Origin of the sequence: Nocardia sp. XZ_19_369 (assembly GCF_015355715.1) — a bacterium.
Classification (GTDB): Bacteria; Actinomycetota; Actinomycetes; order Mycobacteriales; family Mycobacteriaceae; genus Nocardia.
In genome coordinates, this window is the sequence record NZ_JACVED010000001.1 from 776,584 (window position 1) to 788,521 (window position 11,938).

Below are 11,938 nucleotides of genomic sequence, written 5' to 3' on the forward strand. Positions count from 1 at the left end.
CTCAAACGGCGCGGCGCATGGCGGACCGCAAAACGCAAGGCTGTTCAGTGTTCGGAGCGCGGAGCAATCAATCCAGAGGTGTGCTCCCCACGCGCGACAGCAGCCAGCACGTCGTACACACCGTTTCCGGTTTGCTCCCAAGAGAATTCACGCGCCCGCGAGCGCGCCTTCTCCCCCATGACGGTGCGCGCGGCATGCTCGTCGAGCAATTCGCCTACCGCGTCGGCCAATTGGGCGACGTCATCGACCAGGACGCCGGTGACGCCGTCGACGATGGAGTCGGTGAGTCCGCGCGAGCTGCGGTAGCCGATGGTCGGCACACCGTGCTGGGCGGCCTCGATGACCGCGAGGCCCCAGCCTTCCTTGCGCGAGGGCAGCACGTGCACCCAAGCGCGGGAGAGCAGTTCGTGTTTGCGGCGCTCGTCCACGTGGCCGTGGAAGGTGACGGCGTCGGCGATGGCGAGGTCGTGCGCGTCGGCCTTCAGGTTGTCCGCCCACCAGCCGTCGCCGATCACGTCGAGGTGCAGGCCGGGGAGGCGGGTGCGTAGTCGCGCGACCACGGCGAGCGCGTCCTCGATCTGCTTGTGCGGCACCAGGCGCGAGAGCACCACGATCCTTGGGTTCGCGGTGCGGGTTTGGGTGGCGCCGGTCGGCGCGTCGGCGGGCACCGGTTCGGCGCCGTTGCGCACCACCGCGATCCGGGACTGTTCGACGCCGAGGGTGGCCAGTTCTTCGGCCGAGGGCAGCGAGACGGTCAGGTACTGGTTGCGCCGGTGCACCCGGGGCGAGAGCCGCGACTCGATCCACCAGCCGATTCGGCCGACCAGCCGTCCGGCGACGGGCCACTGTTCCCGGTGCCCGTGGTGCACGAGGACCACGGACGGCGCCTTGGTGGCGGCCGTGGCGAAGAATGGGATGCCGTTCTGGGTGTCGATGACCGCGTCGGGCCGCAGGCCGCGCAACGGTCCGAGGCCGAGCCTGCCGAATGCCATCGCGGCCAGTGCCCGCGGATAGACGGAGAAGCGGCCCCCTGCGCGGCTGATGTCGATGCCGTCGATGCGCTCGCGTTTCGGCGCCCCGGGGTAGCGGGCGGTGCGCAGGGTGACCTTGACCCCGCGTGCCGCGAGCTGCGCGCCGACCTGTTCGAGGTACCGCTCGCTGCCGCCGCCCTGCGGGTGCCCGGTGTCACGCCAGCACAGCAGGAGGACTTCGCGCACGGTCGAGCTTCTCTCGGTCAGGTGGTCCCGGTCGGGAACATCGGATATCGCGCTACACCCTAACCCGAGCTCCGCGACAGCAGCTGATCACCGAGCAGTCCGCGGGCACATTGCCTGCAAACGTGCCCGCATCGACCCTGTTACCCCTGGCCCCGGCCTGGACGGACACTTTCGAGCGCTGGCCCACCACTTCGCGCGAGTGGCCGCGAAAAGTGTCCGCCGGGGCCGGTTCGACAGTGGTTCACTCCGGTTATGCGAGACTCGGCGCCGTGTTGAAAGCCGAAAAGACGCCCGCCGACGGTGCGCGAGCGCGCGCGCCCCGGTTCGCGCGCCGGGCGACGCTGCGCCGGTCGTTGCGGTTGCTCGGTAGCTTCCGGTTCGAGCAGACCGATCCGGCGGTGTTCTACGGCGGTCTGGCCGAGGACAGCGCGGCGATGCTCGGCGATTTCTACACAGATCTCACGGGTGCGGATCTGGCGGGGGCGACGATCCTGGATGTCGGGGGCGGGCCGGGCTATTTCGCCGACGAGTTCGTCAAGACGGGTGCCCGGTACATTCCGGTCGAGCCCGATCCGTCGGAGATGCACGCGGCCGGATTGTCGGTGGCTGGTGCGGTGCGCGGGTCGGGGATGGCGCTGCCGTTTCGCGACGACGCGGTGGATATCTGTTTTTCGTCGAATGTCGCCGAGCATGTGGCGAAGCCGTGGCTGATGGCGGACGAGATGGTGCGGGTGACCCGGCCTGGCGGGCTGATCGTGTTGTCGTACACGGTCTGGCACGGTCCGTTCGGCGGCCACGAGACGGGGCCGTGGCACTACCTCGGTGGCGAGTACGCGGCGCGGCGGTATCGCCGCAAGCAAGGCAAGGAACCCAAGAACCGGTTCGGCACTTCACTGTTCGCGGTGCGTGCATCGGACGGGTTGCGTTGGGCGGCAAGCACTTCCGCCGACGTGCAGACGATCTTTCCGCGGTATCACCCGCGCTGGGCGTGGTGGCTGGTCCGTATCCCGATGCTGCGCGAGTTGTTGGTGAGCAATTTGGTCGTGGTGGCGACCAAGAAGTAGTTCTAGTGCTCCAGCCAGCCGCGTCGCCAGGTACGCCTGCCGCACGGCTCGTGCGCGGGTCGCGTCCACGGGGATTCCTGGATGGCCAGTCCCACGGTCTCCAGCGTGGTCAAGCCGACCTGATCAGCTAATGCTCCGACAACAGCGACGGCCTCGGCGGCCTGCATGGCCGCGGTCGCTTGCTCGATGGTCAGCGTCCGGCCCGGCAGGAAGGAGACGACCCATCCTCCCGCACCGACACTCTTCGCTTGATGCTCGGTTTGATCGCTGGTCATCAGCGACCGGTCGACCACTTGCACCGCCATGACTCAGGCTCCCCAATGTGGTATCGGTTCAGGAATCGAGCGAGCTGATCAGTAGCTATCAGCATCCTCTTTCCAGCAACAGAACGCAATAGTGCGTTCTACGAAAAGCGAACCGACGGGTTGGGATTGGTCCTGCTCAGCGAGACTGCGCGGACGCAGAACTGAAACATGTTACAGACAACGCAGTGGCAAAACTGTAACGTGTTCTCATGCATTACGACAGCTTGTTCATCGGCGGCCGCTGGACCGCGCCAGCCAGCACCGAGCGCGTTCAGGTCATCTCGCCGGCCACGGTCGAGCCGGTGGGCAGCGTCCCCGCGGTGGCTCGCGCCGACGTCGACGCCGCGGTCGCCGCGGCCCGGCACGCCTTCGATCACGGCCCATGGCCGTCCACCCCACCCGAAGAGCGGGCCCAGGTGCTCACCCGCGTCGCGCGCCTGATCGAGGAACGCTCGGCCGACCTGATGGCCGCGCTCACCGCCGAGATGGGCGCGCCGCAGATGATCGCGATGACGCTCAACCAGATTCCCGCGGTCGCCGCGCTCGACGCCTACGCCGGGCTCGCGAAGTCGTTCCCGTGGACCGAGACCCGCACCGGCATGTTCGGCACCTCGCGCGTCAGCCGGGAGCCGCGCGGTGTCGTCGCGGCCGTCACGGCGTGGAACGTGCCGCTGTTTCTCGCGGCCAACAAACTTGCGCCGTCGTTGCTGGCGGGCTGCACTGTGGTGCTCAAACCCGCACCGCTGACACCGATCACGGCGAATATGCTGGCCGACATTTGCACCGAGGCGGGCCTGCCCGAGGGCGTGCTCTCGGTGCTGCCCGCCGAGGCCGAGGCGGCCGAGTACTTGGTCTCGCACCCCGGTGTCGACAAGGTCACCTTCACCGGCAGCACGGCGGTCGGCAAGAAGATCGGCGCGATCGCCACCGGACAGCTCAAGAGCGTCTCGCTCGAGCTCGGCGGCAAGTCCGCGGCAATCCTGTTGCCGGACATGGATATCGCGGGCATTCCGGTGCTCGCCTTCTCCGGTTTGATGAACAGCGGACAGGGTTGTGTCGCGCAGACCCGAATCCTGGCCCCGCGCAGCAGGTATGACGAGATCCTCGACGCGCTGGTCGAGCACGTGCAGACCATGAAGGTCGGCGACCCCAACGATCCGACCGTGCAGCTGGGCCCGCTGATCTCGGAGCGTCAGCGCGAGCGGGTCGAGGGCTACATCGCCAAGGGCAAGGCCGAGGGCGCGCGGCTCGTGCTCGGCGGCGGGCGGCCCGAGGGGCTGGATCGCGGCTGGTTCGTCGAGCCGACCATCTTCGCCGACGTGGACAACAAGTCGACCATCGCCCAGGAGGAGATCTTCGGCCCAGTGCTGTCGGTGATCCCCTACGAGACCGAGGACGAAGCCGTGGCCATCGCCAACGACTCGGTCTACGGCCTGGCCGGATCGGTGTGGACCGCGGACGTCGAGCACGGTGCCGAGCTCGCCGCGCGGGTGCGCACCGGGACGTTCGCGATCAACTGGTACGCGTTCGATCCCAGCTCACCGTTCGGCGGCTACAAGGCCTCCGGACTCGGGCGCGAGAACGGCCCGGAGGGTCTGGACGCATTCTGCGAACAGAAGTCGCTGCTCATGCCGATGGGCTGGACGGGCTGATCAGTCGGTCGGCATGACCACCCGCAGCACGGGCTCGCTGTGGCGGCCCGTGAGGCTCGGCGCGTCGACGATCTCGACGCGCCAGCCGGGGGGCAGCACGGCCTGCAAACGCCCGGCAGCCCGGCGTAGCGGTGTGCTAGCGGTCGCCAGTTCGAAGCCGGCAACCAGGGGGGCGATGGACGCCCCGGTCTCCAGATCGGTCATGCTCCAACCACCTCTCGCGCGTCGATCCCATCGTTCGCCGCGAGCATCGCGGGAAACCGATGTCGATAGGGAAGTAGTTCAGTCGATCAGTTAACTTTTAGCAATCGGACTGGTAGGTCATGAGACCAAGAACACGGCAAGCATAAGCCACTTGTGCGCAAACCTCGCACACCGGGCAACTACCCCATATCGAGCTGCCGCAAACGTTGGGTGCTCGTGACCTGTACGCACCGACCATTACCAATAGCACCACAACTTCGGGTCCGCGCGGCGGGAAACACGCCATACCGACGACTGATGATTCGTCATGTTGGTGGCGGTGGGTCACTGCCTCAGTTGCGACAGATTGCGCGGCGGCATGATTCATGGCGCTTGTCGTGAAAACTACTGTGCCGCCCCGTCGCCGGGGGGTTTCACCCCAGGGTGGCGCACTGACCGATCACTGTCGCAATGACCGACGGTAATCCGCCGGAGTCGTGCCGGTCGCCGCCCGGAGATGGGTGCGCAGTGCGGTCACACTGCCGAAGCCGGACTGTGCGGCAACCACTTCGACTGGCAGGTCAGTAGTTTCGAGCAGTTCGCGGGCCCGCACGGTGTGCTGTGCGTCGAGCCAGCGCCGCGGCGTGGTGCCGACCTCCGCTTTGAAGCGACGGATGAAGGTGCGCTCGCTCATCAGCGCGTGCGCGGCCAGCGCCGAAACATCCGGCGCCGCAGCCGGGTTCCGTGCCGCCCAGGCCATGGTGGCGGCCAGGCCGCCATGGAAGCCGTTGTCCGCCAGGGCATCCGGGATGTATTGCGCCTGGCCGCCCGCGCGATGCGGTGGCGTCACGTTCCACCGCGCCAATTCCGCCGCCGGGCTCGCGCCGAGTTCTCGGCGTGCGATGTGCAGGCACAAATCCAGTCCCGCCGACAAGCCCGCGGAAGTGAGCACGTCGCCGTCGTCCACGTACAGCGCCGCCGGATCCAGCTTGACGGCGGGAAAAAGATCGGCGAATTCGTCGCAATACGCCCAGTGTGTCGTGGCGGGTCGGCCGTCCAACAGCCCGGCCCGCGCGAGCACAAAAGCGCCGACGCAGATGCTCACCATGGTCGCACCCCGCGCCGCCGCGGCACGCAGTGCCGCGAGCGCCTCCTCCGGCGGCGGCCGCGTGGGCAATGCGATCCCCGGCACCACCACGATGTCGGCGGTCGCCAACGCTTCCAGCCCGTGCTCGACCCGCAGTTCGAACCCGTTCGGCGTCCACACCGGACCGGGCCGCACCCCACAGGTCTCCATCCGGAACCCCGCCGGTTCGCCGAACTTCCCTGGTCCGTGCCGGAAAACCTGGACGGCGCAGGCGAGGTCGTAGGTCATGACACCGTCCAAGACGAGCGCGACGACCTGTTTCACCCGGTCAGTTTGGCACAAATCAGAGCATTAGTGTCATCCCTGCCACTCACTGCGCCCCGCATACCCACGCTTCACTGAATTCGATGCACGAGCGAGAGGGAAATCTGGATGACCACGCCGACCAGCATTGATTGGGAATGGGCCGTTCGAACGGGTGGCGCACTGTCCGGCAAACAACGCAGACAACTCATGGCCACCATCACCCGAGCACTGCCCGCCCTCCTCGCCGATCGCGCCCGCCTCGCCCTCGGCCGCCGCGGCGCGGGCCGCCTCGACTTCGCCGGCCTGCGTCTCCCCGATTCGGCTCTCGCCCGCGCGGCGGAAGCCGAAGCGCACGAATCGCTCTCTCCCCATGTGCTCGGCCATTCCTACCGCACCTATTACTTCGGCCGAGTCCTCGCCGACCTCGACGGCGCCCGCTATGACGACGAGTTGGTCTACGTCTCCTGCCTACTGCACGACCTCCAACTCGAACACCCCACGCGCAACCGCTGTTTCGCGGTCACCGGCGCCGAACGCGCCGTCGCCTTCGCCGCCGAGGCCGGCGCCACCCCCGCCCAACGCGAAGCCATCGGCACCGCCATCGCCACCCACATCACCCCCGGCGACGGCAAAAACCTCAGCGACCCAGGCAGATTCATCTACGCAGGCGCCTCCGTAGACGTAATCGGCAGCCGCCTGGCCGATCTGGACCCCGCCTGGGTCGACGAACTCCTGCACCGCCACCCCCGCCACAACTTCAGCAAGCACATGGTCACCGCCCTCACCAACGAAGCCGAAGCAATGCCGCACGGCCGCACCCACTGGCTCAACACCCGCACCGCCCTACGCCAACTCACCAACTACTCCCCATTCCCCGAATAACCCTCCCCTGCAAAAGAATCCCCACCCCACCCAGACAAACGACGAGTGGCACATGGTGTCGGCAAACGCCGAGGAGCCCTCTCCACCATGTGCCACTCGACACATATTCAGTACCCAAGTTTGTCGCAAGCACACCCCGCCGATTCGGTTGATCGGCGACCCGGATTGCCGCACAAACGAAACCGCCCGCACCGTCGAAATGGTGCGGGCGGTTGACGTTGTGCGGATCAGCCGAGGCGTTCCTTCAATGCCTCGAACTCGTCGCGAACTCCGGAGGGGAGCTTGTCGCCGACGAATTCGAACCATTCCTCGATGAGCGGGATTTCTTTGCGCCACTCTTCGGCGTCGACCTCGAGGGCCTCGTCGACGTCATCGGCGTCGACCTTCAGGCCGTCGAGGTCGAGGTGGGCGGCGACGGGGACGTGGCCGATGGCGGTGGCCTCGGCCTCGGCCGTGCCGTCGACGCGGCCGACGATCCACTCCAGCACGCGGGAGTTCTCACCGAAGCCGGGCCACAGGAAGCGGCCGTCGGCGCCGCGACGGAACCAGTTGACGTAGAAGATCTTCGGCAGCTTGTTGGCGTCGGCGTTCTTGCCGAGGTTGATCCAGTGGTTCAGGTAGTCACCGACGTGGTAGCCCATGAACGGGATCATCGCCATCGGGTCGCGGCGCACGGTGCCGACCTTGCCCTCGGCCGCGGCAGTCTGCTCCGAGGACAGGGTGGCGCCCATGAAAACGCCGTGCTGCCAGTCGAAGGACTCGGTGACCAGCGGGACCGTGGTCTTGCGCCGGCCGCCGAACAGGATCGCCGAGATCGGCACACCCTGCGGGTCGTCCCACTCGGGGGCCAGGATCGGGCACTGCGACATCGGCGTGCAGTAGCGCGAGTTCGGGTGGGCGGCAAGGGTTTCGGTCTCCCGGAGGTACCAGTCGTTACCCTTCCAATCGATCAGGTGATCGGGCTCGCCCTCCAGCCCTTCCCACCACACATCGTTGTTGTCGGTCAGCGCGACGTTGGTGTAGACGGTGTTGCCCGCCTCCATGGTGGCCATGGCATTCGGGTTGGAGCTGCGGTTGGTGCCCGGCGCGACGCCGAAGAAGCCGTACTCCGGGTTCACCGCGTAGAGGCGGCCGTCCTTGCCGAAGCGCATCCAGGCGATGTCGTCGCCGAGGGTTTCGGCGCGCCAGCCGGGCACGGTGGGCTGGATCATCGCGAGATTGGTCTTGCCGCAGGCGCTCGGGAAGGCGGCGGCGATGTAGTAGGCCTTGTTCTCCGGGGAGATCAGCTTGAGGATCAGCATGTGCTCGGCCAGCCAGCCCTCGTCGTGCGCCATCGCCGAGGCGATGCGCAGCGAGTAGCACTTCTTGCCGAGCAGCGCGTTGCCGCCGTAGCCGGAGCCGTAGCTCCAGATCTCGCGATCCTCCGGGAAGTGGGTGATGTATTTGGTGTCGTTGCACGGCCACGGCACGTCGGCCTGGCCCTCGGCCAGCGGGGCGCCGACGGAGTGCAGCGCCTTCACGAACGGACGGTCGGTGCCGAGCTTCTCCAGCGCTGCCTTGCCCATCCTGGTCATCACGCGCATCGAGACGACGACGTATTCGGAGTCGGTGAGCTCCACGCCCAGCTTGGGGTCCTCGGCACCGAGCGGGCCCATGCAGAACGGCACCACGTACAGGGTGCGGCCCTTCATCGAGCCGCGGTACAGCTCGGTCATGGTGGCGCGCATCTCGGCGGGGTCGACCCAGTTGTTGGTCGGTCCGGCGTCGGCTTCGCTCTTGGAACAGATGTAGGTGCGCGACTCGACCCGCGCCACGTCCGACGGATCGGAGAGCGCGAGGAAGGAATTCGGCTTCTTCTTCGGATCGAGCTGCTTGAAGGTGCCCGCCTCGACGAGCTGAGTGGTCAAACGATCCCATTCTTCGTCGGAACCGTCGGCCCAGACCACTCGCTCTGGCTGAGTGAGTTCTGCGACTTCCTGTACCCAGGCGAGTAGTTCGCTGTGCTCGGTCGGCGGCTTGCCGTCGGATCCACGAAGACCAGGAATGGTCGCTGAGGTCATGAAAACTCTCCTGAGATGGGCGGTCCCTACGATGCATCGCCGCCTGGCCACAAAGGCCCTGTTGACCAGCGCGAATACACCGAGCGCCACCATTGGCGGGAAGGCACCCGCTACGACCAGTCGAAAGCGCGCCCCGGCTGGACGGCGGACGAGGACTTAGCGGACGCCCAAGTTCCTGATTAGAGGTTAACGCGATGTGACGACGGGAACGGAATCGGGTTCGTCACTATGTACCCATTCTTAAGAGTTAATCAACCCGCCGCGATCCAACGGTCGAGGATCGCGATATCGCGTTCACACGCCGCGAGTTGGCCGGGTTGTTCGGCAACCATGCGCCGTAATCGCGCTTCCACTTCGGCGACGCGCCGATCGGTCTCCACCATTCGGGTGGCGCTCAGCTGCACCACCCGATCGGCCAGCACCGTCTCGGTTTCCACGAGCGCGGTCGCTATCCGCTGCTCGAGCTGGGCTTTTACATTGATGAGCGCGTCGGAGACCCACTGCCGCACGTGCGCTCGGTCGGCCAACTGCCCGCGTGCGCGCACCACCCAGCCCGCCACGCCCGCGCCCAGCAGCAGGGTCACCGGCACGCTCGCGAAATCCAGCGCCGGGACCAGCGAAAGTGGCGAAACCAACAACCTGCCGAGGCCGACACCCGCCGACGCGCCGAGCGCGATCACTAGGTGATCTTCGACACCACGGTGTCGCGGATCAGGGTCTGGGCCGACCCTGGGCGCGGGGTCGCGACGGCGCGACGGCATGGTCTGCACCGGCGCGGCACCGAGGAGTCCCGGCCCGGCGCCGCCGGTCGGCCCCGACCCGACACTGCTGTCGATGTGCGCGGTGAGTTCGGCGAGGCGCTGGTCGATGGCGAGGTCCAGCGCGCCGGTCAGTTCGGTGGTGGCGTGCTGCAACCGCTCGGGGTAACCGCCGAGCTCGCTGCGGCGCATGCGGTCGAGGTCGGCGCGGGTCGCGGTGTGCAGCGCCCGGATCCGGGCACCCACCTCCGTCATCAGGTCGACCCGAGCCAGATGCAGCTGGCCGCGCAGCGTGGACATGGCGGTGGCCCGGCCGCCGTCCCGGCCGGCGAGCATGATCGCCCGCTCCTCGCGCAGCCGCGCCGTCTCCGCACCGGACTGCAGCGCCGTCACCTGCTCGACGACCCGCTGCCGGGTATCGGCGAGCACGCGGGCGGTCACCGCCGCGAGCCGATCACCACCCTCGGCTTCCGCGCCGGTCGCCGCCGCGGCCAAGGCCGCGTGCAGGGCGCCGAGACCGGACCGATCGAGCAGTCCCGCGTCGCCCGCGGAGCGCGCCGCCGCCGCGAGCCGCGCCGAGACCGGCACGATGTCCAGGTCGGCGACCCCCTGCGCGGCCAGCAGTTCGAGGTCGCGCGCCCGGACCGAGCGCCAATCCTGGTAGGCGTGAATGGCGTTCATGGCGAGCAGGATTCGCGTGCCGTCCGAGCGGAGGCGGTGCACGATGCGCAGGATCTCGGCACCGAGGGTGGTCCCGGCGTCCAGCAGGATCAGCGCGACCGGCGACGGTGCGGTCCCCGACGGTGAGGTGGTCTCCACCGCCGTGCTCGCGTCGGTCACCGGGTCGGTCAGTTCGATGCGCGGCTCGAACCGGGCCAGTTCGGTGCGTAGCAGCGTGGTGTTGGCGTCGGCCGGCCCGATCAGGGTCACCGCACCCGCCGCGCCAGTTCCGCGCACCGCGCGCAGCAGCGCTATCCCTTGCGGGTTCCACCGCGCCACAACAGCTTCCACTTCCGCAGGCGGGCCGACCGATCGCTCGGCCGCAGCAGGCGGCGCGGAGGCGACAGCCGATGTGGGTGCGTCGGCAGGCAAGTCGAGCGGTCGATCACCGCGGTCCGACGCGTTGGATGGACGCGTGGGAGCAGCGGGTCGCTCGGACTGCGATGGTCGATCGGGGGCCGAGCCGGCTACGCCCGAGGCGGCTCGAGGATCGGCACCACCGCGCGGACCGGGCGGTTCAGAGTCCGGCACTGCTCATCCGTTCCCATAGTCGGATGTAGCCGTTGTGCACGCGCAGGGCGGCGCGGCGGGCGGCGGGCGGCATATCGCTGGAGACGACGGCGCGCCAGCGGGCGGCACGGGCCATGGCGTCGTCGGCGTCCGCCGGCGCCGGGGCGCGATAACCCGCCGCGAGGTGCGCGACCGCGGGATGGGCCAGACCGGCGCACAGGCCGAGCCACCGTGCGTCGTCACCGAAGAGGTACGCCTCCAAGATGTCTCGGGCCGTGCTGCCTTCCGTCGGCACCGCTTGGGCGGCCAGCCGGGACAGTTCGTCGAGGAGTTCACCGCCGCGCAGCGCGGAGACCTGTTCGTACCGGCGGTGCAGTAACTGGTGCACCGCGTCGATTCCGCTTGCGGCGTGCAGGATTTGCAGCAACGTCTGCGGGGCGAGCTCCGGGTCGTGGCCGAGTGCGGCGAGCGCACAGGTCACCCCGTACAGGTCCCAGCGTTGCAGGAGTTGCTCGCGTTCGGCCAGGTCCGGACCGGGCGCGACGAACAGGTCCGGTGAAAGCGTCAGTGCGGCATCGGCATTCGCGGCCAGCCTGCGAAAGGTGGCCAAATCGGCCTCGGTCATCGCGCCCGCCCTGGTGCGCATGGCCAGCGAGGCGACCACCGGCAGCACCGCGAGACCGAGCTCCCTGCCGTACTGCTCGGCGGCGGCGACCGCGTCCGCCCAGCGCGCGCCGATCGCATCGGACTTGTTCAACACCACGATGGTGCGCTCGGGCGGCAGCGTGGCAAGTACGCGACGATCCGCGGGCGACGGCGCGGCGGACAGCACATAGATGGCGATATCGGCGTCGAGCACCGGATCGGGCATGTCCGGCTCGTCGACCGGGCCGGACTCGACGGCGGACATCAGTGCGAGCGCCTGCAACACCGTGGTTCGGCCCGCATGCGAACGGCCGAGTACCTGGATGCGCGGCGGTGTGCGCCAGGCACTGACCGCGGCGCTCGCGGCATAGCCGATCTGCTTGTCCCGCCCCGTCCCGAACCGCAGTTCGGCGAGCAGCCGGTCGAGCTGGTCGTGTTCGCGTGCGGGTACCCCGCGTTCCCGCAACGGCCCGTCGGACTCGGTGGCTGTCGGCATGTCGCACCCCCTCTACGGTGCGCAATTCTTGCAGAAGACGCAGAGGTTGGCGG

At 68.2% G+C, this 11,938-nt stretch carries 10 protein-coding genes; 3 read left to right on the forward strand and 7 right to left on the reverse strand.

Features of this window, described 5'->3' with window-relative positions; translation table 11 throughout:
* Window positions 1-44: 44 nt before the first annotated feature.
* Complete coding sequence (locus IBX18_RS03615) at window positions 45-1,217, reverse strand: glycosyltransferase family 4 protein (protein WP_194832302.1); 1,173 nt, start codon at window positions 1,215-1,217, stop codon at window positions 45-47.
* Window positions 1,218-1,486: 269 nt separating this feature from the next.
* Here IBX18_RS03615 and IBX18_RS03620 point away from each other — a divergent pair, with 269 nt between their 5' ends.
* Window positions 1,487-2,281 carry a class I SAM-dependent methyltransferase gene (locus IBX18_RS03620; protein ID WP_194832303.1) on the forward strand — a complete coding sequence of 265 codons (795 nt, stop codon included), beginning with the start codon at window positions 1,487-1,489 and terminating at the stop codon, window positions 2,279-2,281.
* Between the two features lie 2 nt (window positions 2,282-2,283).
* Here the strand turns inward: IBX18_RS03620 and IBX18_RS03625 are convergent, their stop codons facing one another.
* On the reverse strand, window positions 2,284-2,586 hold the full coding sequence (locus tag IBX18_RS03625) for a hypothetical protein (RefSeq protein ID WP_194832304.1): 303 nt from the start codon (window positions 2,584-2,586) through the stop codon (window positions 2,284-2,286).
* Window positions 2,587-2,795: 209 nt separating this feature from the next.
* On the opposite strand from IBX18_RS03625, the gene IBX18_RS03630 reads away from it, so the two are divergent.
* Window positions 2,796-4,238 (forward strand): aldehyde dehydrogenase, encoded by a 1,443-nt coding sequence (locus IBX18_RS03630; protein ID WP_194832305.1) that lies wholly within the window; start codon window positions 2,796-2,798, stop codon window positions 4,236-4,238.
* On the opposite strand, the gene IBX18_RS03635 is transcribed toward IBX18_RS03630, so the two are convergent.
* On the reverse strand, window positions 4,239-4,442 hold the full coding sequence (locus tag IBX18_RS03635) for a hypothetical protein (protein WP_107653296.1): 204 nt from the start codon (window positions 4,440-4,442) through the stop codon (window positions 4,239-4,241). It lies immediately after the preceding gene.
* A gap of 439 nt (window positions 4,443-4,881) precedes the next feature.
* A complete protein-coding gene (locus tag IBX18_RS03640) occupies window positions 4,882-5,832 on the reverse strand; it encodes a GlxA family transcriptional regulator (RefSeq protein ID WP_194832306.1) in 951 nt (316 codons plus the stop codon).
* Window positions 5,833-5,940: 108 nt separating this feature from the next.
* Between IBX18_RS03640 and IBX18_RS03645 the strand changes: the two genes are divergently transcribed.
* Window positions 5,941-6,696: an HD domain-containing protein gene (locus tag IBX18_RS03645; RefSeq protein WP_194832307.1), complete on the forward strand. Its 756-nt coding sequence runs from the start codon at window positions 5,941-5,943 to the stop codon at window positions 6,694-6,696.
* A gap of 227 nt (window positions 6,697-6,923) precedes the next feature.
* Here the strand turns inward: IBX18_RS03645 and IBX18_RS03650 are convergent, their stop codons facing one another.
* From IBX18_RS03650 to IBX18_RS03660, 3 genes are all read right to left on the reverse strand, one after another.
* On the reverse strand, window positions 6,924-8,756 hold the full coding sequence (locus tag IBX18_RS03650) for a phosphoenolpyruvate carboxykinase (GTP) (RefSeq protein ID WP_194832308.1): 1,833 nt from the start codon (window positions 8,754-8,756) through the stop codon (window positions 6,924-6,926).
* Between the two features lie 251 nt (window positions 8,757-9,007).
* The gene (locus IBX18_RS03655; RefSeq protein WP_306796107.1) at window positions 9,008-10,513 is read right to left on the reverse strand and encodes a hypothetical protein; all 1,506 of its coding nucleotides are present in this window, start codon (window positions 10,511-10,513) and stop codon (window positions 9,008-9,010) included.
* Between the two features lie 238 nt (window positions 10,514-10,751).
* Window positions 10,752-11,885, reverse strand: a complete 1,134-nt coding sequence (locus tag IBX18_RS03660) for a hypothetical protein (protein WP_194832309.1) — start codon at window positions 11,883-11,885, stop codon at window positions 10,752-10,754.
* Between the last annotated feature and the right edge of the window lie 53 nt (window positions 11,886-11,938).